This window comes from Psychrobacter pacificensis, assembly GCF_900101915.1.
GTDB classification, from domain to species: domain Bacteria; phylum Pseudomonadota; class Gammaproteobacteria; order Pseudomonadales; family Moraxellaceae; genus Psychrobacter; species Psychrobacter pacificensis.
Map to the genome: position 1 here is coordinate 62,197 of NZ_FNAL01000007.1, position 21,159 is coordinate 83,355.

A 21,159-nucleotide genomic window follows, 5' to 3' on the forward strand; every position below is an offset into this window, starting at 1 on the left:
GACTCTTCAGAGTCTTGAACGCTAGCCGGTCACTGTTATATTGTATAAGGTAAAACCATGTCATTTGGCGCTATATTTTTAATCTTGGCCGTTGGGTTTTTAGGGCTGATTACGTTACCAAAGCTATTGGCCAGACGTCCAGTCGCAGAGCCAGACCCAAAGCCTGTGCGCGGTGATGATCTCGCTATCTGGCCATTTGCCCCAATGCCAATCATGACCGACACTGAAGTGATATTTTTTAATAAATTAAAAAATGCGCTGCCAGAGTATCATATCTTCGTGCAAGTTCAGCTGTCACGAATCATTGAAGCCAATAGTGACGAGACATCCGAGCGCAGCTTTTGGTTCAATCGTATTTGCCGTCAGAGCGTTGATTATGTAATCGTGGATGTTGACGCTCAGACCACGCTAGTTGCCATCGAGCTTGATGACTGGACACATAGCAGCAAAGCGCGGCAAAAGGCTGATGATAAAAAAGACAAAGCCCTGGCGAGTGCAGGCATCGCCATCGTTCGTTTTCACGCTGAGCGTATGCCTAGTGCCGATATGCTGAGATATGAGCTAATGCAGGTGATAGAGAGTTATTAAATGGCTCACTAAGCTTCTTTGGTTGTTAAAATGAGACAGTTATTCAAACTATCTAGCTTAGACTATTCTTTTATTTGGCTTAACTGCCTTGGATAAATGACAATCAGTCGCTCACCTTCGAAGTACAATCCTGTTCTGAGGTTTGGCGTGTCAGGGTAGGTAAGGGGCGGCTGAAACCGACCATAGCGGTCATAAAAGTCGCGCTTAGTGAACCATTCAATATAATGCGCGGCTCGCAATGAAGTGGTGTCAATCGTCGCAAGAGCGGTTTTATCTCTCTTGTCACACCATTCATGTATCGGAAAGCTGGGTGTTAGCCAATGAGGCCAATCATAATCGCCAAGGTTGGTTGTGTTAATCGGTAAAAAGAATCGCCCTTTGATCACACCATAGCGCTTGTCTATTTTGACCTGCCCGTGATCTTCCGTATCTACCCAGACGGCTCGAAATTGCTTGGTTTGCATGTGCGTCATCTTACGCTGTAGATTATCATTGGAGTTAATCCCTACCCAGTTCACAGGCTCAAAAGGTGCTGATCCCATAAAAAATTTAATGGCTAGTTCCCAATGCTCCACCAGATCCTCTTCATGATTATACAAAATCAAATCAAGCTCACCGACAGTCTGCTTACCATTGTACAGCTGTACATTATTAGCTAGTGTCTCGTACGGATGCAGATTACGCGCAAACCCATCCTCTAACCAAAACGATAGTAGTCCCTCAAAATGAAAGCCCAATCGATTGGGACTAGGGCGTTTGAGTAAATAGCGGGTCAGCTCTTGATAGGCGGCAGTGGTGTCTAGCTCTGTTAATCGTTGCTCATACGCTTCAAACTGTGTTTGCCAAAATTGTGCACTATGCACAGCAACGGTATGTGTGCTCTGATGCGGTGCAAAGTCTAGCCACGTGGTCAAGACATTAGGACATGCCAGTACATAAGCCAAATCGCGCACGTAGGGCCGGCGGAAACGCTCCCAAGGAGCATTATTTATGAGGCGATTATGTGTGGGCTGATTGATAGGATCGGACATAGGATAAACCATCATTGTGGTGAGGCATTTACCCTAACGGCTCGCTCTATAAAAGTCTATAGGACACGAGTATCGGCGATGGCAGTGCTAAGCTTTTTGGCTTCAAAATATGATATTAATGTGATGGATATGAATGTTGATAACAGTAAAATTTAGCACAAAAAAAAGCCAACCATTGAAAACAATGATTGGCTTTTCTCTTTACTGCTATGTTTGGTCGGAACGGCAGGATTTGAACCTGCGACCACTACACCCCCAGTGTAGTGCGCTACCAGACTGCGCTACGCCCCGAATGACTGACTATTTTACGCAAAATTATGTATATTGCAAGGGCTATTTATATTAGTCAAAATCTACAATACCTTTCTGCCTAGCATAATCAGTCTAATTGCTACGCTGCTCGTGTTAACCTAACAATTCTTTTAGAATTTGGTTCACTTGCTGCGGGTTAGCACTACCGCGACTGGCTTTCATGACTTGACCGACCAAACCGTTAAAGGCTTTTTCTTTACCGCCGCGATATTCTTCGACCATCGCTTCATTTTTTGCAATGACGTCTTCGACCATGGCTTTGATAGCGCCCGTGTCAGTTTCCTGCTTGAGACCTTTTTCTTTGATGATCTTATCTGCTGCGTCATCGCCGTCGCCGCCTTCGCGCTCATATAAGGCACTAAAGACTTTTTTGGCCAATTTGCCAGATAGCGTGTCATCTTTGATACGTTTTAGCATACCAGCCAACTGTTTGGCGCTGATAGGGGAGTGGGTGATGTCTTTATCGTCTTTGTTCAGTGCGCCGAGCAAGTCGCCCATGACCCAGTTGCCAGCCATTTTGGCATCTGCTTGCCCAACTTCTGCGACCACAGCTTCAAAATAATCAGCAATCTGACGACTGGCCGTTAGGATACGAGCGTCATATTCTGACAGGCCCAGCGCTTCTTCAAAGCGTGCACGGCGAGCGACGGGTAGCTCTGGCATGGCTGCTTTGATCGCGTCAACGGTATGCTGCTCAATTCGGACAGGTAGCAAGTCAGGATCAGGGAAGTAGCGATAGTCGTTGGCGTCTTCTTTGGTACGCATGGTGCGTGTTTCATCGCGCTCTGGATCATATAGCATCGTTGCTTGTACGACTTTGCCGCCATCTTCTAGGATGTCGATTTGACGCTCGATTTCACGATTGATAGCACGTTCGATAAAGCGGAACGAGTTTAGGTTTTTTAGCTCAGTACGGGTACCAAGCTCAGCGCCTGGCTTGCGTACAGAGACGTTACAGTCACAGCGGAATGACCCTTCAGCCATCACAGCGTCTGAGATACCGAGCCACGTGACCAGCTGGTGAATGGCTTTGATGTAGGCAAGCGCTTCGTGAGCAGAGCGCATGTCTGGCTCAGAGACGATTTCGATCAGCGGCGTACCCGCACGGTTCAAATCCACACCCGTCATACCATCGACTGCGTCATGGACAGATTTACCCGCATCTTCTTCTAGATGGGCGCGGGTAATACCCATACGTTTTGGATATTCGTTTTTCTCGCCTTCGTTGACCACGACATCGATATAGCCTTCACCCACGATAGGATTGGCCATCTGAGTGATTTGATAGCCTTTAGGCAAGTCAGGATAAAAGTAGTTTTTACGATCAAATGTATTAAACAGACCCAGCTCAGCATTGACACCGATACCGAATTTTAGCGCGCGATCGACCACGCCAGCATTTAATACTGGCAATACACCAGGTAAGCCTAAATCGACGATACTGGCTTGGCTGTTTGGCTCATGACCGAAGACAGTTGGCGCACTTGAGAATATTTTGCTTTCTGTATTCAACTGGCAGTGAATCTCGATACCGATGACCACTTCATAGCTATCGACGAATAGCTCTTTACGCACAGCGTGCTCGCGGACGGCACTGTTATCAGTAGTAGCTGTACTCATTATACCGTCTCCTTTGCGATGGTAGAGTGTTGTAGATGATGGTCGGTATGCTGCTGGAACAAATGCGCAGTCGTGAGCAATTGACTCTCTTGCCAGTGCTTACCGATTAATTGCAAGCCAATAGGTAGGCCTTCTGTCGTCAAACCTACTGGCTGACTGAGCGCAGGTAGACCCGCTAGGTTGACCGCGATGGTATAAACGTCGCCTAGGTACATGGTCGCAGGGTCAAGGTCTTCTGCCAGCTTATAAGCTGCGGTCGGCGCGGTGGGACTGGCGATGACGTCACAATTGGCAAAAGCATCATCAAAGTCTTTGACGATTAGGCGGCGGATTTTTTGTGCTTTAGTATAGTAAGCATCGAAGTAGCCAGCAGATAACGCATAAGTCCCTGTCAAGATACGGCGCTGTACTTCAGGGCCAAAGCCTTCAGAACGTGAGCGTGTATATAGATCAATCAGGTCGTTTGGGTTTTCACAGCGATAGCCAAAGCGTACGCCATCGAAGCGTGACAAGTTCGAAGACGCTTCGGCAGGTGCTAGCATATAATAGGTGGCGAGCGTGATTTCAGGGTCAGTGATGTTCACTTCTACAATCGTTGCGCCCAGCTCTTCGTATTTCTTTAAAGCGGCACGTGCTGCTTGTTCGATTTCGCTATCAAGCCCTGTACTGAAATATTCTTTTGCCACACCAATACGCAAACCGTCAAATGGCTTATCACCAGCCGCAGCCTCTGCATCATTGATGTCTTGTACGTAGTTGGGCATATCGTATTTGATAGAAGTGGCATCGCGCGGATCGTGCCCAATCATTGGCTGTAGCAAATAAGCACAATCTTTAGCGCTGCGTCCCATGCTACCCGCTTGGTCTAGACTTGAGGCATAAGCAATCATACCAAAACGTGACACACGGCCATAAGTCGGTTTGATACCGGTTAGGCCACAGAATGAAGCAGGCTGGCGAATAGAGCCGCCCGTATCACTACCAGTCGCAACAGGGACAAAACCTGCGGCAACGGCAGCGGCACTACCACCTGATGAGCCACCAGGGACGCGCTCTAGGTTCCAAGGATTCTGTACGGTGCCGTAGTATGAGCTACTGTTGTCTGAGCCCATGGCAAACTCATCCATATTGAGCTTACCTAAGCTAATCATGCCAGCTTTGTCGATGTTAGAGACGATAGTCGCGTCATATGGTGAGACAAAGTTATGCAGCATCTTAGAGCCACAAGTCGTTAATACGCCTTGGGTACAAAAGATGTCTTTGTGCGCCATTGGTACGCCAAGTAGTGGACGCTGATCGCCTTGTGCACGCATCTCGTCAGCGGCTTTTGCTTGTGCACGTGCTGTCTCAGAAGTATGCGTGATAAAACTATTGATTTTGCCATCTAGCGCATCGATACGCTTGATGTAATGCTCGGTTAATTCTGCGCTGCTAAATTGTTTGTCTTGCAAGCCAGTAATTAGCTGCTCGGTACTTAATAAATGAAGTTCAGACATAAGGTGTCGTCCGTCAAAATGTGAATAGCATAAAATAAAATAGGATAATGGCAAATGCGTGGTTGTATTATTCAGCCACTATTATTCAATCACCTGAGGTACAAGGTATAAGCCATCTTCAACGGCAGGCGCGACTGACTGATTGCGCTCGCGATTGATATCGTGTTTGGCTACGTCAGCACGTAACTCTTGGCAAGCTTCATGGATATTGGCTAGTGGTTTGATGTCTGTTGTATCAACGTTAGATAAGGTATGCATCAATTTTAATACTTTACTGATATCGGCGGCATAGCTATCGGCCGTGCTTTCATTGACACCCAAGCGTGCAAGGTTGGCAACTTCCAGGATTTCTTCACGGCTGACAGTGTTGTCAGACGTTGCTGATTGCTGAGACATAGTTTCTCCAGTTAAGGACAGTTTTTGTTAGAGTAGGGATAAGGCAAATATATAAGCGCTCAAATGTAATTGGCTATAAAGTTGGCTTATTATAAAGCATCTGACCCAAGTTTACAGAGTATGAGGCTTGATTGATGCACAATATCAATCAACATCCGTATCAATCAGGGCAGAGTGCCGGCATAGCAATACGCAAATACTTGCAAAACTGACCGCATAATTCATGATTGATTTTCAATTGCTTCCCAATTAGGTTCTAAAATACGTTACAGTATGCACCTACTACTAAGCAAAACAATTATCTGCCTGTAGAGCCTTGTTAGTTATCACATTAAAAGCAGTTTCATTGAGTTGAATGATAGTCACTACTATTATTTCAAACTTTGTAACAACTTTTAGCGTCTCAGACAAAAATCCTTGCTTACTGATGCAAATACCTATGTTTTTTTTGAGCTAAATCGGTATAATTTAGCTCAGTTTTTCATTTCATCATTATTGCTTAGGTTTGACTGGTTGCGATGATTCACTTTCGCTCCCGTTAATGTCTAACGACGACCTGCTCAACACTGACGAGTAACACCTCAGTCAATCTCATTCGCCTCATTCGTAAGACGCTGGATATATTAGTCATGAACCTGTTTGGATTTTTATCAAATAATATCGCTATCGACCTCGGTACTGCGAACACCCTTATTTTTATTCCTAATAAAGGCGTCGTACTTGACGAGCCTACGGTGGTCGCATTACGAAGCAATCGTACTCAAAACCCGACCGTCGCTGCTGTGGGTATCGATGCCAAGCAAATGCTGGGTCGTACGCCTGCCAATATCACAGCGATTCGCCCGCTAAAAGACGGTGTGATTGCTGATTTTGAAGTGACGCAAAAAATGCTAAAACACTTCATCACTAAGGTAAAAGCCAAGCGTTTTATGGCACAGCCTAACGTGGTGGTTTGTGTACCATGTAAGTCTACCTTGGTTGAGCGTAAGGCGATTCGTGAGGCAGTATCATCAGCAGGCGCGAGCAAAGTATTATTGCTAGAAGAGCCAATGGCTGCGGCTATCGGTGCTGGCATGCCTGTTCATGAAGCCAGTGGTTCTATGGTCGTCGATATCGGTGGTGGCACCACTGAGATTGCTGTTATCGCGCTATCTGGTTGCGTCTATGCTGAATCTATCCGTATCGGTGGCGATATGTTTGATGAGGCGATTATTACACATGTGCGCCGTACGCATGGTTGTGTGATCGGTGAGACGACCGCTGAGCGCATCAAAAAAGAAGTTGGCTCTGCATTGAATGAAAATAGCCAGCTAGAAGTAGAGGTTCGTGGTCGTAGTATGGCAGAAGGCGTACCAAAAACCTTTATCGTCAATTCAGAAGAAGTACAAAAAGCATTGACTGACCCACTAAGCGGTATTGTCAGTGCAGTCAAAGTCGCTCTTGAGCAGACACCGCCAGAGTTGTCATCAGACATCGCAGAGCGCGGTATCGTATTGACGGGTGGTGGCGCATTGCTACGCGATTTAGATAAGCTTATCTCACAAGAGACAGGCTTGCCAGTGACCGTAGCAGAAGACCCATTAACCTGCGTTAGCCGTGGTGGTGGTATCGCCCTTGATTTCATCAATAACAAAAGCTTGAATATGATTTTTGTCTAAATAGCTTTTGCTCATGAGCATGGTTTCCCTGTTAGGATATCTATAATGCCTCATGGCTTATGCATCAATCATTGATGTAGCCGATGCGATGACAAGTATATAAATTAAAGGTAGCCGACTGCGCTGCCTTTAATTGCATTAATCCATGCTAGAACCCAATATCACCGATAAACATTTATGCTCTAAATAAGTGCTATTGTTCATTTTAGAATTCTTAAATTAGACGACTTATGACTCCAAGTATCTTTGCGCGCCAAGCTTTATCCCTTCGTAAGACTGCCATTGTATTGATAGCAGCCTTAATACTGATGTGGTTTGATAGCAAAAACTCGGAATGGTTCAATCCAGTACGTAGTACCAGTCATGCTGCCATGCAGCCTATTTATGAGATGTCTTTATTACCGAGCTATGCCAAGCATTGGGCGAGTGGTAGTTTGCAGTCAAAAGAAGCGCTGCGCCGCGAAAACATGCAGCTAAAATCGCAACTCATTCATGCACATGCCAAACTGCAGCAACAAGATTATATCTTGGCGCAAAACGCACGCTTGCAAGGGATTTTATCCACCACGAAGCCTGAGCAGTTTGATTTGAATTTGGCGCAAGTCATTGGTACAGATACCAACTTACTCAGACAGATTGTTGTGCTCAATAAAGGCAAGCAAGATGGTGTACAAGTGGGACAAACGGTTATCGATGAAGATGGTATTTTAGGACAGATCATTAACGTCTATCCTAATACGAGCCGTTTGTTATTGATTACAGATGACCAGCAGTCAGTGGCTGTCACTGTCAAACGTACTGGTCAGCGGGCTATTGTGACAGGCCAAGGTATCCCATCTGCACTGAGCCTAAACTATGTTTTTAAGACTTCAGACGTGCGCGTGGGTGATGAGTTGGTATCATCTGGTTTGGGTGGGCGAATTCCAGCGGGCTATCGTGTTGGCCGTATTGCTCACATCAAAGATGGGCAAGCGGATAACTTTAGAATCATTGAGGTCACGCCTTCTGCAAACTTTATTGACAACGCTTATGTCTTGATATTACAAGACAAGATGCTCACTAAGAGTAAGAGCAGTAGTCAATGAATTCTGATGTCATAACGTTTTAACCAATAATGTCAGCTGCCTTTTTTATCAAAATTTTGCCTATCGTACTATCTCATTATTACCCAATGCATCCTATAACAGCGGTCGCTACACAATCGAAGGTAAATACTCATGTCGTATCCTGATTCTGAGAATTCAACGGCACTGTTGATTGTGGTCATTGTTCTAAGCTTTATCATTGCTTCATCGCTCAATGTCTATCCGTTAAGCCCAAGTATGGCAACATTACGGCCCATGATTATGATTATGGTGCTGATATATTGGCTACTGTTCCAGCCGCGCTATGTGGGTATCTTTACCGCATTTACTATTGGGCTTATTACAGATTTGCTGATGGACACCCATCTAGGACAACAAGCCTTTGCCGCTGTCGTGGTGGCACTAGTGATCAAAATTACTAGTATCTATGTTAGACAACTAAATACCATCAGCGCATGGTTGATAGCCAGTTTAGGATTAATTGTTTTTCAGCTAAATTTATGGATGCTGCAGATGTTTATCCAAAATACCTTTATCGCAAAATCTGCTTTGTCGCTTATGATGAGTATCATCAGCTGGCCACTTGTCTTACTGGCTCTACGCAAGTTTGCGCGTTAATGAGGTTTATTAACTTATATGCAAAATATCTAAAAAATACATACCTCATAAATCTGTAAATAAAGAGAAGAGCGATGGATATCATTTTAGCGTCTGGTTCGCCGCGCCGTCGAGAGCTACTAGCAAGAGCACAGTTAGATTTTAGAGTATTGAGTGTAGATATTGACGAAACGCCGCAAGATGATGAATTACCCAAAGACTATATTGAGCGTATGGTCGCTACCAAAGCCATGGCTGCCATAGAGCAACTAAACGGCACATTAGAAATCGATGAGAACGGTACCAACGAATTAATTATCATTTTGACCTCTGATACCATCGGAGTGTTACCAGATGGCAAGACAGTACTGGTCAAACCGACCGATCGTGAGCATGCTTATAGCATGTGGCAGCAGATGTCAGATAATATCCATGAAGTATGGACTGCCGTACAAGCCACCAAAATACAGCGGCTACCTAAAGGAACAGAACACAATGCATCAAAGCGCACTCAGGCATTTCAAATTATCGACCAGCAGCAAATTACTGAGCGTACAGCAGTAACCTTTATACCATTGACTACAGAGATGATGAGCAATTATTGGGACAGTGGAGAGCCTGCTGATAAAGCGGGTGGCTATGGTATTCAAGGTTTGGGTGCTGCTTGGGTCAGCCGTATCAACGGCAGTTACACCAATGTCGTTGGATTTCCACTGGCGCAAACGCTGGCCTTAATCAAAGACATGACAGAAGGCAGTGAGGATATCGTTGACCCGTTATAATTATATATGCACATAATGACACGGTAGGGCAATGGGCAAGAGCAAGGCGCATTTGTTACACTGTCAATCTAATAGACGGTGACCGTCTGATAAGAAAGCTGAGAGATAAGAGAAAAAACTATGTCCGAAGAGCTGCTGATTAATATTAGTCCAATGGAATCCCGTGTTGCGGTTTTAGATAATGGCATCTTGGGTGAGATTTATATTGAGCGACATCACAAACTGGGTTTGGTCGGCAATATTTATCTGGGCACAGTCGTACGTGTCCTTCCAGGCATGCAGGCAGCCTTCGTTGATATCGGTCAATCGCGGACAGCGTTTTTACATGTTAATGATATGCAGCGTGAGCCTCGCCCAGTTGCAGAAGACAAAAGCAAAGCCGCTACAAATATCAAAAAAGATAATAGTGACAATAGCGCCATCTTAGAAACATCCACGGATAGCTTAGCAGTCACGCCACCTGTTGTCAGTGCTCAAAGTACGGAGGTCGTGCCTGTTTCTAAGACCTTGATTCAGCATCGATTACACGAAAGCCAGCGTATCTTGGTACAAGTCACCAAAGATCAATTAGGCAGTAAGGGTGCTCGCTTAACGACCAATATATCGTTGCCATCTCGCTATCTGGTTTATCTACCATCAAGCGATCATATCGGTATATCACAGCGTATTGATGGTGAAGAAGAGCGCACGCGTCTAAAAACTGAGCTTAGTAGCTTAATGCAAACGGTCAATCTAAAAGGTGGACTCATCGCTCGTACTGCCGCCGAGCGTGTTCCTGTAAACAAGCTAGAAGAGGATATTTATTACCTGTTGCAGCTTTGGCGTACCATCTGTGCTCGTCGCCAAGAGATCAATCATCACCAAAGCTCAGAGCTGATTTATCAAGAACTATCGCTACCACTGCGCTCTATTCGTGACTTGGTACATGCTGATACCGAAAAAGTCATCATCGATAATACGCAAGTTTATGAACAAGTCAGATACTTTGCCAAAGAGTTTGTACCGTTCATTTACGATAAAATCGTGCATTATACGGCAGAGCAGTCACTGTTTGACGTGCATCGGGTTGAAGATGATTTACGTGACGCATTGAAACGTCGTGTTGACTTGAAGTCTGGTGGCTATCTGATTATTGACCAAACAGAAGCAATGACGACGATTGATGTGAATACAGGCTCTTTTGTAGGCGGTCGCTCATTAGAAGACACCGTTTATAAGACTAATCTAGAAGCCACACATGCCATCGCACGTCAGCTGCGCCTGCGTAATCTAGGCGGCATTATTATTCTAGATTTTATCGATATGCTAGAGCAGCAGCATAAGGATGATGTACTAGAGAGCTTACAGGCGCAGCTAACCCAAGACTATGCCAAAACCAAAATTACGCAGGTTAGTGAACTTGGCTTAGTGGAGATGACACGCAAGCGCACGCGTGAATCATTGGGTCAGCAGCTTTGTGAGCCGTGCTCAACTTGCCAAGGTCGTGGGTTCGTTAAAACCGCAGAGACCGTTTGCTTTGAGATTTTCCGTGAGATCATGCGCTGCGCTCGTACTTATAATTCTCCTAAGAAATTCACAGTAGTGGCTCATGCGGCAGTCATTGATTTATTGCTGACATCAGAGTCAGATACAGTAGCCGATCTAGAGTATCTACTGGGTCGAGTGATTACATTTGACGTAGAAAATCTCTATACCCAAGAGCAGTATGATATTGTTTTGGACTGAGATTACTGAGCCTACTGCCAGAGACTTGTTACAAGTATCTTGACCAACAAAACAGTTTTCTGAAAATTGAGGTCTTTAATTACGCTAGATATTGCCCTTGCAATACCTAAAATACTCTGTATAATACACACCACTGAATTATATATGCGCAGCTGACTAAAAAAGCTGGCGCTATGACAGCTGGAGCATCGTTTCTGGCACTATTTCATTATGCCTTTGCTGACATCCATTACAGGAGAGTTGGCGGGGCTTTAAACTATTTTGCTTTTGGCACGCTATAAGTTCGGATAAAGAACTGATTCTGGTTAAGAACAGAAGGCCGCTTTAAGTGAATATTTAACCAAACTGCTTTTGATCATAGTCTTGCAAACCAAGAATGACGAAAGCACATATTAGGAGCTTGCTGGCATGGCTAACCAGAGAATCCGTATCCGTCTTAAGTCTTTTGATCATCGTCTGATTGATCAATCTGCACAAGAGATTGTTGATACTGCAAAGCGCACCGGTGCGCAAGTTTGTGGTCCTGTACCGTTGCCGACTCGCATTGAGCGCTTCAACGTTCTAACATCACCACACGTTAACAAAGACGCGCGTGATCAGTACGAAATCCGTACTCACAAGCGTATGGTTGATATCGTTCAGCCTACTGACAAAACTGTGGATGCGCTAATGAAATTAGATTTAGCGGCGGGTGTTGACGTCCAAATTGCTTTGGGTTAATGCACATTACACACCCAACCCATTAATATAAGATATAAAGAGGTCTAAAATGGCGATCGGTTTAGTCGGTAAAAAATGCGGCATGACCCGTGTCTTCACTGAAACAGGCGCATCTATTCCTGTAACAGTGGTTGAGGTCGATGCAAACCGCATTACTCAAGTAAAAAATACTGATGTAGATGGTTACCAAGCCATCCAAGTCACCACAGGTACCCGTCGTGACAGTCGCGTAACTGCTGCACAAAAAGGTCACTTCGCGAAAGCTGGCGTTAAAGCTGGTCGTGGTGTTTGGGAATTTCGTGTCAACGATAGCGATCTTGAAGGTCGTGAGATTGGCGGTGAGATTCTAGCTGACTTGTTTGAACAAGGTCAGAAGGTTGATGTGACAGGACAAAGCAAAGGTAAAGGCTTCCAAGGTCCAATCAAACGTCACAACTTTAGTATGCAAGATGCTACTCATGGTAACTCAGTGTCTCATCGTGCACATGGTTCAACTGGTCAAAACCAGTCACCAGGTAGAGTATTCAAAGGCAAAAAGATGGCGGGTCAGATGGGTAACAAGCGTGTTACTGTTCAAGGCCTAGAAGTGATTTCGGTTGATGCCGAAAAAGGGTTACTTGTCATCAAAGGTGCTATCCCAGGTGCCACCGGTGGCGATGTTATCGTACGTCCGTCAGTCAAAGCCTAAGCAAGGGGATTAACGTGGATTTAAAAACAGTTACAGGTGCAGCGGTTGAGCTTTCTGACACGGCTTTTGGTCGTGAATTCAATGAAGCATTAGTGCACCAAGTCGTCACCGCTTATCTAGCTGGTGCTCGCCAAGGTACACGCGCTCAAAAAACCCGTGCCGAAGTTTCTGGCGGTGGTATCAAGCCATGGCGCCAAAAAGGTACTGGTCGCGCTCGTGCGGGCTCTATTCGTAGCCCAATCTGGCGTTCAGGTGGTCGTGCATTCGCTGCAAAACCACAAGATTGGTCACAGAAAGTAAACCGTAAAATGTATCGCGGTGCGATGCAGTGCATCCTAGCAGAATTGATTCGTCAAGAGCGTCTGATTTTGGTAGAAGAGTTGAGCGTTTCTGGGCCGAAAACTAAAGAACTGATTGCAAAGCTAAATGAGCTTGATGCACCACGTGCATTGATCGTCACCAAAGAAGTTGACGAAAACTTATACTTAGCTGCTCGCAACATTCCGCACGTCAATGTACTTGGTACAAACGAAGTGGATCCAGTGAGCTTGATCGCATTTGATAAAGTGATCATGTCAGTTGAAGCTGCGAAACAATTTGAGGAAGCACTAGCATGAACAACGCAAGACTTTATCAGGTCTTAAGAGGGCCTGTATTCTCAGAAAAATCTCAAATGCTTGGCGACTCACTTGGTGTGCAGGTATTTAAAGTTGACTCTAACGCTACTAAGCTTGAAGTCAAAAAAGCAGTTGAGTTGATGTTTGAAGGTGTTGAAGTTACTAAAGTAAACACTTTGAATGTTAAAGGTAAGACAAAGCGTTTTGGTAAAAGTATCGGCCGTCGTAACGACTATAAAAAAGCCTATGTTACCTTAAAAGCTGGTCAAGATGTACAAATGGCTGATGCTGGTGAAGAAGTCGCAAACACGACTGCTTCTACTAGTGAAACAGCGAATAACGAATAAGGATTACACTCATGCCTATCGTAAGAGCAAAGCCAACATCACCAGGCCGTCGTTTTGTTGAAAAAGTGGTGCATCCACACCTTTATAAAGGTCGTCCTTATGCAGCGCTTCTAGAATCAAAAAGTAAGTCAGGTGGTCGTAACAATAATGGTCGTATTACTACTCGTCACATTGGCGGTGGTCATAAGCAACATTATCGCATTATCGACTTCAAACGTACTAAAGACAATATCCCAGCTGTGGTAGAGCGTATTGAATACGATCCTAACCGTACTGCACATATTGCATTACTTAAGTATGCTGATGGCGAACGTCGTTACATCATCGCTGCTAAAAAACAAGCAGTTGGCGATACAGTAATGTCAGGCGAAACATCTCCAATACGTCCAGGTAACTGCCTACCGCTAAAAAACATTCCATTGGGTACTGTGATTCACAATATCGAACTTAAAATCGGTAAAGGTGCACAGATGGCTCGTTCTGCGGGTGCTAGCGTTCAGTTATTAGGCCGTGACGGTATCTACGCTATTTTACGTCTACGTTCAGGCGAAACTCGCCGTGTACACGTAAATTGCCGTGCTGTTATTGGCGAAGTTTCTAACACTGAAAACAACTTGAAATCACTTGGTAAAGCTGGTGCTTCACGTTGGCGTGGTGTTCGTCCTTCAGTTCGTGGTGTCGCGATGAACCCGGTTGATCACCCACATGGTGGTGGTGAAGGTCGTAACAAAGGTCGCCATCCAACTAGCCCTTGGGGTCAGAAGTCTAAAGGACTTAAAACGCGTCATAATAAGCGTACTGACAACATGATCATCCGCCGCCGCGCCAAGAAGAAATAAAGGAAGAATTTCATGCCTCGTTCATTGAAAAAAGGTCCATTCATAGACGCGCACTTATTTGCTAAAGTTGAGAATGCATTAGACACCAACTCACGCAAGCCAATTAAAACTTGGTCGCGCCGCTCGATGATCCTACCACAAATGGTTGGCCTGACTTTATCTGTCCACAACGGCCGTACTCACGTACCGGTTATCGTAAGTGAGCAGATGGTTGGTCATAAACTAGGTGAATTTGCCCCGACTCGTACGTATCGTGGTCATGGCATTGACAAAAAAGCTAAGAGATAAGGTGCTTACCATGGAAGTAACTGCAAAATTACGCGGTGCCGCCATATCGGCACAAAAAGTTAGACTCGTTGCTGATGAAGTTCGTGGCAAATCTATTGAGCGTGCTTTGGATATCCTAACGTATAGCAATAAAAAAGGCGCTGTGTTTGTTAAGAAATGTCTTAACTCAGCTATCGCCAATGCCGAACATAATCACGGCCTAGATATTGACGACCTAAAAGTCGCTACTATCTATGTTGATGAAGGCATTACGCTAAAACGTATCCTACCACGTGCCAAAGGTCGCGCTGATCGTATCAGCAAGCGTACTTGTCACATCACTATAAAGGTAGGAGAATAAGTTATGGGTCAAAAAGTACATCCAATCGGAATTCGTCTTGGTGTTGTAAAAAAGCATAACGCAAACTGGTATGCTGATCCTAAACAATACTCAGAATACCTAATCAACGATATTCAAGTTCGTGAATATCTACGTAAAAAGCTAGATAACGCAATGATCAGCAACATCATGATCGAGCGTCCTACTGGCGCTGCTAAGATTACCATCGCCACTGCGCGCCCTGGTATCGTTATCGGTAAGAAAGGCGAAGATATCGAAAGACTTCAAAAAGAATTGACCAAAATTATGGGCGTACCTGCTCAGGTCAACATTGAAGAAATCACGTCACCTGATCTTGATGCACGTTTGGTAGCAGAGGGTATCGCAAGCCAGCTTGAGCGTCGTGTTATGTTCCGCCGTGCGATGAAACGCGCTGTACAGAACAGCATGCGTTCTGGTGCTAAAGGTATTAAAGTTGAGCTGTCTGGTCGTCTTGGCGGTGCTGAGATTGCTCGTAGCGAATGGTATCGTGAAGGCCGTGTGCCCTTGCATACACTTCGTGCTGATATTGACTATGCGTCAATTCGTGCAGAGACAACTTACGGCACCATCGGTGTTAAAGTTTGGATTTTCCGCGGAGAGATCCTTGACGGTATGAACAGTGTTTATAATCCCGTCAAAGAAGAGCAGACTCGTGCGCCAAAACGCCGTGGTCGCGGAAACGGAAACCGTCGAAACTCAGACAGAGGTTAAACTATGTTACAGCCAAAACGTACCAAGTTTCGTAAAATGCATAAAGGTCGTAACACTGGGCTAGCTCATCGTGGAAGCACCGTTGCATTCGGACAAATTGGTCTAAAATCATTGACGCGTGGTCGTATGACAGCCCGTCAAATCGAAGCAGCACGTCGTACCATCACTCGTAAAATCAAGCGTGGCGGTAAGATTTGGATTCGTGTATTCCCAGACAAGCCTATTACCAACAAACCATTAGAAGTACGTATGGGTAAAGGTAAAGGTCCAGTTGAGTACTGGGTATGCGAAATCAAGCCTGGTAAAGTGCTATATGAAATTGAAGGGGTATCTGAAGAGCTTGCTCGCGATGCATTAACGCTTGCTGCAGCAAAACTGCCCTTTAAAACTACCATTGTTAAGCGGACGATAATGTAATGAAGATCAGTGAATTACGTGATAAATCATTAGAAGAACTGACCCAGTTACTTGATGAAAAGCAGCTTGATGCTTTCCGTATTCGTATGGCTAAAGCAACTGGTCAGTTGGGTAATACCCATGAAGTACGTGCCAATCGTCGTACGATTGCTCAGCTTCAGACTTTGATTAACGAGAAACAACGAGGCGACTCATGAGCGATAACAATCAAACAGCTACCAATGCTAGCGTATTGACAGGACGAGTTGTCAGCGACAAGATGGACAAGTCCATCACAGTTTTGATTGAGCGTCTGGTTCGTCATCCTTTGTATGGCAAACAGCTTCGTCGTTCTACTAAAATCAAAGCACATGATGAGAACAATGTTTGTCAACAAGGCGACCTTGTCCGCATCAAAGAAACGCGTCCAATCTCAAAAACTAAGTCTTGGACTTTAGTTGATGTGGTTGAAAAAGTAGAAAAAATCTAAGTAAATTGCATTGAAAGCCAGAAGCTGTTAAAATAGCCGCCTTTTTAAGGATGCTGATTGCGCCCGTCGCATATCACTCACATTAAGAGTAAGCTGCGGTTATTTATATTAAAATGCCGTCCTACTCATTCTGTGCTAGCGGCAGCAACTGGTTTTTATTGCTCATACGTGTGGAGTAACGCTATGATTCAGGTTGAGTCAATGCTGGAAGTTGCAGACAATAGCGGTGCAAGGCGAGTTCAGTGCATTAAAGTACTGGGTGGTTCTCATCGTCGTTATGCATCAGTTGGCGACATTATTAAAGTAACGGTTAAAGAAGCCATTCCTCGTGGTCGTGTAAAAAAAGGCGACGTGATGAATGCAGTAGTTGTACGCACCAAAAAAGGCGTTCGTCGTCCAGATGGTTCTGTGTTACGTTTTGATGACAATGCTGCGGTATTGTTGAACCAAAATAAAGCGCCGATTGCAACTCGTATTTTTGGACCGGTAACTCGTGAACTACGTGGTGATCAGTTTATGAAAATTGTATCACTAGCACCAGAAGTATTGTGAGGTAATCCATGTCAAAATTACGTAAAGGCGATACAGTTATCGTGATTGCTGGGAAAGACAAAGGCAAGCAAGGTACTGTACAAGCTGTAAAAAACGATCGTATTAAAGTTGAAGGCGTTAATATTGTTACTAAACATCAGAAGCCAAATCAGGCGACTGGCGTTGAAGGTGGCATTCTTAAGCAAGAAGCTTTTATGCATATCTCAAATGTCGCAATCTTAAATGCGCAAACCCAAAAAGCAGACCGTATTACTTATCAGTTTGGCGAAGATGGCAAGAAACAACGCGTCTATCGTTCAAACGGTGAAGTAGTGGCGACTGCGTAAGACACTAAGGGTGTAATGGTAATGGCAAGATTAAAATCTTTATATAACGATAAATTAAAGCAGCAAATCAAAGAAGATCTTGGTTTGGACAATGTGATGCAAGTGCCTAAAATCACTAAAATCACACTTAACATGGGTGTAGGCGGCGCGTCTCAAGACAAGAAATTGCTTGAAGGTGCTGTAGCTGACATGACCGCGATTGCTGGTCAAAAACCTGTTGTCACCAAAGCGCGTAAATCAGTTGCTGGCTTTAAGATTCGTGAAGAATGGCCAATTGGCTGTAAAGTAACGCTACGCGGTGAGCAAATGTACGAATTTTTAGATCGTCTCGTTGCCATTGCAATTCCTCGTATTCGTGATTTCCGCGGTTTTTCACCTAAAGCCTTTGACGGACGTGGTAACTACTCATTGGGTATCAAAGAACAGATCGTATTCCCAGAAGTAGATTTTGACAAGATTGACCGTATCCGTGGTATGGATGTGACAATCACCACGTCAGCTCAATCTGATGAAGAAGGTCGTGCGTTGCTTAAAGCATTCGGCTTCCCATTTAAATAAGGTAAAGACGTTATGGCAAAGAAGAGCATGATTAACCGCGAATTAAAGCGCGAAAAAATGGTTGCTAAATATGCTGAAAAGCGTATCAAGCTAAAAGAAACTATCAGTGATATCAACGCATCAGACGAAGAGCGTATGGACGCGATGTTAGAGCTACAAGCTCTTCCACGCAACTCATCACCAGTACGTCTGCGTAATCGTTGTGCTATCACCGGTCGTCCTCACGGTTACTTCCGCAAGTTTGGCTTATCACGCAATATGCTGCGTGAGCGTGTCATGCAAGGCGATGTGCCTGGTGTTCGTAAAGCAAGCTGGTAAGGAGTAACTATATGAGTATGCAAGATACCGTTGGGGATATGCTAACCCGTATCCGTAACGCACAAATGGCTAACAAAGTATCGGTAGCAATGCCGAGCTCTAAATTACGTAAATCAATTGCTGATTTGCTAGTTAGCGAAGGTTATGTGGCGAGCGCTGTTGTTACTGAAGAAGAAAACAACAAAGCAACCCTTACTATTGAATTAAAATATTTCGAAGGCCGTGCGGTTATCGAAACTATTCAACGTTATAGCCGCCCTGGTCTACGCCAGTTCCGCGGTAAAGACGAAATCCCTACTGTTAAGCAAGGTATGGGTGTTGCTATCGTATCTACAAGCCAAGGTATCATGAGCGATCGTGCTGCACGCGCTGCTGGTATCGGTGGTGAAATCGTTGCATTTGTAGCGTAAGCTATACGACGATGAAGTCTATTTGATGGTGGTTAGGCTTCTATCGATTGAGTAATGTTTAATTATTTCAAATTGATAGGTGTCTAACACAGTCAACTATGCTAAACTAACACGCTTTTTAGCCTGTTAGTTTTTTCGCTAATAAAAGCAAGTTAAATTTTTTAAGGAATATTCCTATGTCTCGTGTGGCTAAAGCCCCAGTAACGCTGCCAAATGGCGTAAGCGTTACTTTGAACGATCGGCAGGTCGAAGTTAAAGGCAAGAACGGTACTATGTCTTTACACCTGCATGAATTGGTCGAGCTGAAACAGGAAGATGATGCTATCATTTTCTCACCTGCAGTCGATTCACAAGAAGCTATGATGCACACTGGCACCATGCGCGCTCTTGTTAACAACTATGTTACTGGCGTAAATGAAGGCTTTGAAAAGCGTCTTCAATTGATTGGTGTTGGTTATCGCGCACAAGTTGCTGGTAACAAAGTAACCTTGAACGTTGGCTACTCTCATCCAGTAGAATACACGCTACCTGAAGGTGTATCGGCTGAAACCCCAACGCAAACTGAAATTGTTTTGAAATCAAACAATAAACAGCAGCTTGGTCAAGCAGCGGCTGATATCCGTGGTTTCCGTCCACCTGAGCCTTATAAAGGCAAAGGTATTCGTTATAGTGACGAGCATGTGATTCGCAAAGAAGCTAAGAAAAAATAAGGTGAGTTGAAATGTTTGATAAAAAAGCAGCTCGTCTGCGTCGAGCTAAGAAAACACGCGCGCATATCCGTCATCTAGGCGTTCATCGCTTAACGGTTAACCGCACGTCAAAACATATTTATGCCCAGATTATCTCTCCAAATGGTGGTGAAGTGATTGCTCAGGCATCTACCTTAGACAGCAGCTTGCGTTCAGGCGCGACTGGTAACGCTGATTCAGCAACGTCTGTAGGCCAAATGATCGCAGAACGTGCAAAAGCAGCTGGCATTACTAAAGTTGCCTTTGACCGTAGTGGTTTCAAATATCATGGTCGAGTTAAAGCTTTAGCAGAAGCTGCTCGCGAAAACGGATTGGAGTTTTAATCATGGCTAGAAATGATAAAAATGATAAAAATGAACAGACTGACGGTCTAGTAGAACGCTTAGTTACCGTTGATCGCGTTGCAAAAGTTGTTAAAGGTGGTCGTATTTTCTCTTTCACTGCGTTGACTGTAGTGGGTGACGGTAATGGTCGTGTTGGTTTTGGTCGTGGTAAAGCGCGTGAAGTGCCAGCTGCTATTCAAAAAGCACTAGAAGCTGCCAAACGTAATATGATTACTGTTGAGCTAAATGATGCAACTTTGTATCATCCGATCAAAGCAAGTCATGGTGCTAGTAAAGTCTACATGCAACCTGCATCTGAAGGTACTGGCGTAATCGCTGGTGGTGCAATGCGTGCTGTATTAGAAGTTGCTGGTGTCAAAGATGTTTTGACTAAATGTTATGGTTCTACCAATACTGCTAACGTTGTTCGTGCAACGTTTAACGGTTTACGTGATATGTCAACTCCAGAGAAGATGGCAGCTAAACGTGGTAAATCTGTAGACGAAATCTTGGGTTAACTTAGACTAGGTGAGTTACGATGAAAAAAATGAAAGTCACTCAATTTAAATCGGGTGCCCATCGCCTAAAGAGCCACAAAGCGAGCTTGAAAGGATTGGGTTTACGCCGTATTGGTCATAGTGTGGTCGTTGAAGATACTCCTTCAACCCGTGGTATGGTTAATCGCGTTAACTACATGGTAAAAGTGGAGGAAGCGTAATGGGTCTTAGATTAAATGAATTATCACCAGGTGTTGGCGCAAAGAAAACTGCCCAACGTCGTGGTCGTGGTATCGGTTCAGGTCTTGGTAAGACTGGTGGTCGTGGTGTAAAAGGTCAGAAATCTCGTTCAGGTTCTAGCGTTCGCTCAGGATTTGAAGGTGGTCAAATGCCTTTATATCGTCGTCTACCAAAATTTGGTTTTACCAGTAAACTGGCTATGAAGACTGCTGAAGTACGTCTTTCTGAACTGAATAAAATTGAAGGCGATGTAGTTAGCCTTGAAACACTTAAAGCTGCTAACCTTATCCGTCACGATATGAAACGTGCTCGTGTAATGCTATCAGGTGAAGTCACTAAAGCTTATACTTTCAAAGGTATCAAAGTGACTAAAGGTGCTAAGCAAGCAATCGAAGCTGCTGGTGGTAGCATCGAGGAGTAGTAACGTGTCAAAGCAATC

At 44.6% G+C, this 21,159-nt stretch carries 31 protein-coding genes and 1 tRNA gene; 27 read left to right on the forward strand and 5 right to left on the reverse strand.

Translation table 11 applies throughout. The features are described from left to right. Window positions 1-57 precede the first annotated feature (57 nt). On the forward strand, window positions 58-588 hold the full coding sequence (locus tag BLR43_RS05860; RefSeq protein WP_093069541.1) for a DUF2726 domain-containing protein: 531 nt from the start codon (window positions 58-60) through the stop codon (window positions 586-588). A gap of 62 nt (window positions 589-650) precedes the next feature. Here BLR43_RS05860 and BLR43_RS05865 read toward each other — a convergent pair whose 3' ends face one another. From BLR43_RS05865 to gatC, 5 genes are all read right to left on the reverse strand, one after another. Beyond that, window positions 651-1,619, reverse strand: coding sequence for a DUF1853 family protein (locus tag BLR43_RS05865; RefSeq protein WP_093069543.1), 969 nt, complete (start codon window positions 1,617-1,619; stop codon window positions 651-653). 214 nt (window positions 1,620-1,833) lie between these two features. After that, window positions 1,834-1,910, reverse strand: a tRNA-Pro gene (locus BLR43_RS05870). A gap of 114 nt (window positions 1,911-2,024) precedes the next feature. After that, window positions 2,025-3,551, reverse strand: a complete 1,527-nt coding sequence (gene gatB / locus BLR43_RS05875) for an Asp-tRNA(Asn)/Glu-tRNA(Gln) amidotransferase subunit GatB (protein WP_093069545.1) — start codon at window positions 3,549-3,551, stop codon at window positions 2,025-2,027. Then, window positions 3,551-5,047: an Asp-tRNA(Asn)/Glu-tRNA(Gln) amidotransferase subunit GatA gene (gene gatA, locus BLR43_RS05880; protein ID WP_093069548.1), complete on the reverse strand. Its 1,497-nt coding sequence runs from the start codon at window positions 5,045-5,047 to the stop codon at window positions 3,551-3,553. Before gatA ends, gatB begins: the two co-directional genes overlap by 1 nt. A gap of 81 nt (window positions 5,048-5,128) precedes the next feature. Beyond that, entirely contained in the window at window positions 5,129-5,443 is a 315-nt protein-coding gene (gene gatC / locus BLR43_RS05885; protein ID WP_093069551.1) for an Asp-tRNA(Asn)/Glu-tRNA(Gln) amidotransferase subunit GatC, read from the reverse strand. Window positions 5,444-6,063: 620 nt separating this feature from the next. Between gatC and BLR43_RS05890 the strand changes: the two genes are divergently transcribed. From BLR43_RS05890 to rplO, 26 genes are all read left to right on the forward strand, one after another. Then, entirely contained in the window at window positions 6,064-7,101 is a 1,038-nt protein-coding gene (locus BLR43_RS05890; RefSeq protein ID WP_071003137.1) for a rod shape-determining protein, read from the forward strand. Window positions 7,102-7,331: 230 nt separating this feature from the next. Then, complete coding sequence (gene mreC / locus BLR43_RS05895; RefSeq protein WP_093069554.1) at window positions 7,332-8,186, forward strand: rod shape-determining protein MreC; 855 nt, start codon at window positions 7,332-7,334, stop codon at window positions 8,184-8,186. Window positions 8,187-8,318: 132 nt separating this feature from the next. After that, window positions 8,319-8,804, forward strand: coding sequence for a rod shape-determining protein MreD (mreD, locus tag BLR43_RS05900; protein ID WP_071003141.1), 486 nt, complete (start codon window positions 8,319-8,321; stop codon window positions 8,802-8,804). A gap of 74 nt (window positions 8,805-8,878) precedes the next feature. Beyond that, on the forward strand, window positions 8,879-9,565 hold the full coding sequence (locus tag BLR43_RS05905) for a Maf family protein (RefSeq protein ID WP_093069557.1): 687 nt from the start codon (window positions 8,879-8,881) through the stop codon (window positions 9,563-9,565). 120 nt (window positions 9,566-9,685) lie between these two features. Beyond that, complete coding sequence (locus BLR43_RS05910; protein WP_093069559.1) at window positions 9,686-11,290, forward strand: Rne/Rng family ribonuclease; 1,605 nt, start codon at window positions 9,686-9,688, stop codon at window positions 11,288-11,290. 408 nt (window positions 11,291-11,698) lie between these two features. Then, on the forward strand, window positions 11,699-12,010 hold the full coding sequence (gene rpsJ, locus BLR43_RS05915; RefSeq protein WP_010196670.1) for a 30S ribosomal protein S10: 312 nt from the start codon (window positions 11,699-11,701) through the stop codon (window positions 12,008-12,010). Between the two features lie 49 nt (window positions 12,011-12,059). Continuing rightward, a complete protein-coding gene (gene rplC / locus BLR43_RS05920; protein ID WP_093069562.1) occupies window positions 12,060-12,698 on the forward strand; it encodes a 50S ribosomal protein L3 in 639 nt (212 codons plus the stop codon). A 14-nt stretch (window positions 12,699-12,712) separates the two neighbouring features. Continuing rightward, complete coding sequence (rplD, locus tag BLR43_RS05925) at window positions 12,713-13,315, forward strand: 50S ribosomal protein L4 (RefSeq protein WP_058025577.1); 603 nt, start codon at window positions 12,713-12,715, stop codon at window positions 13,313-13,315. Further along, a complete protein-coding gene (gene rplW, locus BLR43_RS05930) occupies window positions 13,312-13,662 on the forward strand; it encodes a 50S ribosomal protein L23 (protein ID WP_071003149.1) in 351 nt (116 codons plus the stop codon). Before rplD ends, rplW begins: the two co-directional genes overlap by 4 nt. A gap of 11 nt (window positions 13,663-13,673) precedes the next feature. Next, the gene (gene rplB, locus BLR43_RS05935) at window positions 13,674-14,501 is read left to right on the forward strand and encodes a 50S ribosomal protein L2 (RefSeq protein WP_058025575.1); all 828 of its coding nucleotides are present in this window, start codon (window positions 13,674-13,676) and stop codon (window positions 14,499-14,501) included. 12 nt (window positions 14,502-14,513) lie between these two features. After that, window positions 14,514-14,789 carry a 30S ribosomal protein S19 gene (rpsS, locus tag BLR43_RS05940; RefSeq protein ID WP_010196682.1) on the forward strand — a complete coding sequence of 92 codons (276 nt, stop codon included), beginning with the start codon at window positions 14,514-14,516 and terminating at the stop codon, window positions 14,787-14,789. A gap of 10 nt (window positions 14,790-14,799) precedes the next feature. Further along, complete coding sequence (gene rplV / locus BLR43_RS05945; RefSeq protein ID WP_021813373.1) at window positions 14,800-15,129, forward strand: 50S ribosomal protein L22; 330 nt, start codon at window positions 14,800-14,802, stop codon at window positions 15,127-15,129. A gap of 3 nt (window positions 15,130-15,132) precedes the next feature. Beyond that, the gene (rpsC, locus tag BLR43_RS05950; RefSeq protein ID WP_058025573.1) at window positions 15,133-15,861 is read left to right on the forward strand and encodes a 30S ribosomal protein S3; all 729 of its coding nucleotides are present in this window, start codon (window positions 15,133-15,135) and stop codon (window positions 15,859-15,861) included. A gap of 3 nt (window positions 15,862-15,864) precedes the next feature. Beyond that, window positions 15,865-16,278, forward strand: a complete 414-nt coding sequence (rplP, locus tag BLR43_RS05955) for a 50S ribosomal protein L16 (RefSeq protein WP_025644399.1) — start codon at window positions 15,865-15,867, stop codon at window positions 16,276-16,278. Next, window positions 16,278-16,475, forward strand: a complete 198-nt coding sequence (gene rpmC, locus BLR43_RS05960; RefSeq protein WP_025644397.1) for a 50S ribosomal protein L29 — start codon at window positions 16,278-16,280, stop codon at window positions 16,473-16,475. The genes rplP and rpmC overlap by 1 nt, the downstream gene beginning before the upstream one ends. After that, complete coding sequence (rpsQ, locus tag BLR43_RS05965) at window positions 16,472-16,747, forward strand: 30S ribosomal protein S17 (RefSeq protein WP_021813375.1); 276 nt, start codon at window positions 16,472-16,474, stop codon at window positions 16,745-16,747. Before rpmC ends, rpsQ begins: the two co-directional genes overlap by 4 nt. A 183-nt stretch (window positions 16,748-16,930) precedes the next feature. Then, on the forward strand, window positions 16,931-17,299 hold the full coding sequence (gene rplN, locus BLR43_RS05970) for a 50S ribosomal protein L14 (protein ID WP_010196702.1): 369 nt from the start codon (window positions 16,931-16,933) through the stop codon (window positions 17,297-17,299). Between the two features lie 8 nt (window positions 17,300-17,307). Continuing rightward, window positions 17,308-17,625, forward strand: coding sequence for a 50S ribosomal protein L24 (gene rplX / locus BLR43_RS05975; RefSeq protein ID WP_058025572.1), 318 nt, complete (start codon window positions 17,308-17,310; stop codon window positions 17,623-17,625). A gap of 21 nt (window positions 17,626-17,646) precedes the next feature. After that, a complete protein-coding gene (gene rplE, locus BLR43_RS05980) occupies window positions 17,647-18,183 on the forward strand; it encodes a 50S ribosomal protein L5 (protein ID WP_057758706.1) in 537 nt (178 codons plus the stop codon). A 12-nt stretch (window positions 18,184-18,195) separates the two neighbouring features. Then, window positions 18,196-18,501: a 30S ribosomal protein S14 gene (rpsN, locus tag BLR43_RS05985; protein WP_058025571.1), complete on the forward strand. Its 306-nt coding sequence runs from the start codon at window positions 18,196-18,198 to the stop codon at window positions 18,499-18,501. A gap of 11 nt (window positions 18,502-18,512) precedes the next feature. Next, complete coding sequence (rpsH, locus tag BLR43_RS05990; protein WP_058025570.1) at window positions 18,513-18,911, forward strand: 30S ribosomal protein S8; 399 nt, start codon at window positions 18,513-18,515, stop codon at window positions 18,909-18,911. Between the two features lie 176 nt (window positions 18,912-19,087). Beyond that, window positions 19,088-19,621, forward strand: a complete 534-nt coding sequence (gene rplF / locus BLR43_RS05995; protein WP_071003151.1) for a 50S ribosomal protein L6 — start codon at window positions 19,088-19,090, stop codon at window positions 19,619-19,621. An 11-nt stretch (window positions 19,622-19,632) separates the two neighbouring features. Further along, window positions 19,633-19,983 (forward strand): 50S ribosomal protein L18, encoded by a 351-nt coding sequence (rplR, locus tag BLR43_RS06000; protein ID WP_058025568.1) that lies wholly within the window; start codon window positions 19,633-19,635, stop codon window positions 19,981-19,983. A 2-nt stretch (window positions 19,984-19,985) separates the two neighbouring features. Further along, window positions 19,986-20,501 (forward strand): 30S ribosomal protein S5, encoded by a 516-nt coding sequence (rpsE, locus tag BLR43_RS06005; RefSeq protein WP_075106935.1) that lies wholly within the window; start codon window positions 19,986-19,988, stop codon window positions 20,499-20,501. Between the two features lie 20 nt (window positions 20,502-20,521). Next, the gene (gene rpmD / locus BLR43_RS06010; protein ID WP_071003155.1) at window positions 20,522-20,701 is read left to right on the forward strand and encodes a 50S ribosomal protein L30; all 180 of its coding nucleotides are present in this window, start codon (window positions 20,522-20,524) and stop codon (window positions 20,699-20,701) included. After that, window positions 20,701-21,141, forward strand: coding sequence for a 50S ribosomal protein L15 (rplO, locus tag BLR43_RS06015; protein ID WP_058025566.1), 441 nt, complete (start codon window positions 20,701-20,703; stop codon window positions 21,139-21,141). The genes rpmD and rplO overlap by 1 nt, the downstream gene beginning before the upstream one ends. The last annotated feature ends 18 nt before the right edge of the window (window positions 21,142-21,159 follow it).

Excerpts from the sequence above, each read along its gene's own strand:
- BLR43_RS05860 (WP_093069541.1), top strand. The coding sequence starts at position 58 with ATGTCATTTGGCGCTATATTTTTAATCTTGGCCGTTGGGTTTTTAGGG.
- BLR43_RS05865 (WP_093069543.1), bottom strand. The coding sequence starts at position 1,619 with ATGTCCGATCCTATCAATCAGCCCACACATAATCGCCTCATAAATAAT.
- gatB (WP_093069545.1), bottom strand. The coding sequence starts at position 3,551 with ATGAGTACAGCTACTACTGATAACAGTGCCGTCCGCGAGCACGCTGTG.
- gatA (WP_093069548.1), bottom strand. The coding sequence starts at position 5,047 with ATGTCTGAACTTCATTTATTAAGTACCGAGCAGCTAATTACTGGCTTG.
- gatC (WP_093069551.1), bottom strand. The coding sequence starts at position 5,443 with ATGTCTCAGCAATCAGCAACGTCTGACAACACTGTCAGCCGTGAAGAA.
- mreC (WP_093069554.1), top strand. The coding sequence starts at position 7,332 with ATGACTCCAAGTATCTTTGCGCGCCAAGCTTTATCCCTTCGTAAGACT.
- mreD (WP_071003141.1), top strand. The coding sequence starts at position 8,319 with ATGTCGTATCCTGATTCTGAGAATTCAACGGCACTGTTGATTGTGGTC.
- BLR43_RS05905 (WP_093069557.1), top strand. The coding sequence starts at position 8,879 with ATGGATATCATTTTAGCGTCTGGTTCGCCGCGCCGTCGAGAGCTACTA.
- BLR43_RS05910 (WP_093069559.1), top strand. The coding sequence starts at position 9,686 with ATGTCCGAAGAGCTGCTGATTAATATTAGTCCAATGGAATCCCGTGTT.
- rpsJ (WP_010196670.1), top strand. The coding sequence starts at position 11,699 with ATGGCTAACCAGAGAATCCGTATCCGTCTTAAGTCTTTTGATCATCGT.
- rplC (WP_093069562.1), top strand. The coding sequence starts at position 12,060 with ATGGCGATCGGTTTAGTCGGTAAAAAATGCGGCATGACCCGTGTCTTC.
- rplW (WP_071003149.1), top strand. The coding sequence starts at position 13,312 with ATGAACAACGCAAGACTTTATCAGGTCTTAAGAGGGCCTGTATTCTCA.
- rplB (WP_058025575.1), top strand. The coding sequence starts at position 13,674 with ATGCCTATCGTAAGAGCAAAGCCAACATCACCAGGCCGTCGTTTTGTT.
- rpsS (WP_010196682.1), top strand. The coding sequence starts at position 14,514 with ATGCCTCGTTCATTGAAAAAAGGTCCATTCATAGACGCGCACTTATTT.
- rplV (WP_021813373.1), top strand. The coding sequence starts at position 14,800 with ATGGAAGTAACTGCAAAATTACGCGGTGCCGCCATATCGGCACAAAAA.
- rpsC (WP_058025573.1), top strand. The coding sequence starts at position 15,133 with ATGGGTCAAAAAGTACATCCAATCGGAATTCGTCTTGGTGTTGTAAAA.
- rplP (WP_025644399.1), top strand. The coding sequence starts at position 15,865 with ATGTTACAGCCAAAACGTACCAAGTTTCGTAAAATGCATAAAGGTCGT.
- rpmC (WP_025644397.1), top strand. The coding sequence starts at position 16,278 with ATGAAGATCAGTGAATTACGTGATAAATCATTAGAAGAACTGACCCAG.
- rpsQ (WP_021813375.1), top strand. The coding sequence starts at position 16,472 with ATGAGCGATAACAATCAAACAGCTACCAATGCTAGCGTATTGACAGGA.
- rplN (WP_010196702.1), top strand. The coding sequence starts at position 16,931 with ATGATTCAGGTTGAGTCAATGCTGGAAGTTGCAGACAATAGCGGTGCA.
- rplX (WP_058025572.1), top strand. The coding sequence starts at position 17,308 with ATGTCAAAATTACGTAAAGGCGATACAGTTATCGTGATTGCTGGGAAA.
- rplE (WP_057758706.1), top strand. The coding sequence starts at position 17,647 with ATGGCAAGATTAAAATCTTTATATAACGATAAATTAAAGCAGCAAATC.
- rpsN (WP_058025571.1), top strand. The coding sequence starts at position 18,196 with ATGGCAAAGAAGAGCATGATTAACCGCGAATTAAAGCGCGAAAAAATG.
- rpsH (WP_058025570.1), top strand. The coding sequence starts at position 18,513 with ATGAGTATGCAAGATACCGTTGGGGATATGCTAACCCGTATCCGTAAC.
- rplF (WP_071003151.1), top strand. The coding sequence starts at position 19,088 with ATGTCTCGTGTGGCTAAAGCCCCAGTAACGCTGCCAAATGGCGTAAGC.
- rplR (WP_058025568.1), top strand. The coding sequence starts at position 19,633 with ATGTTTGATAAAAAAGCAGCTCGTCTGCGTCGAGCTAAGAAAACACGC.
- rpsE (WP_075106935.1), top strand. The coding sequence starts at position 19,986 with ATGGCTAGAAATGATAAAAATGATAAAAATGAACAGACTGACGGTCTA.
- rpmD (WP_071003155.1), top strand. The coding sequence starts at position 20,522 with ATGAAAAAAATGAAAGTCACTCAATTTAAATCGGGTGCCCATCGCCTA.
- rplO (WP_058025566.1), top strand. The coding sequence starts at position 20,701 with ATGGGTCTTAGATTAAATGAATTATCACCAGGTGTTGGCGCAAAGAAA.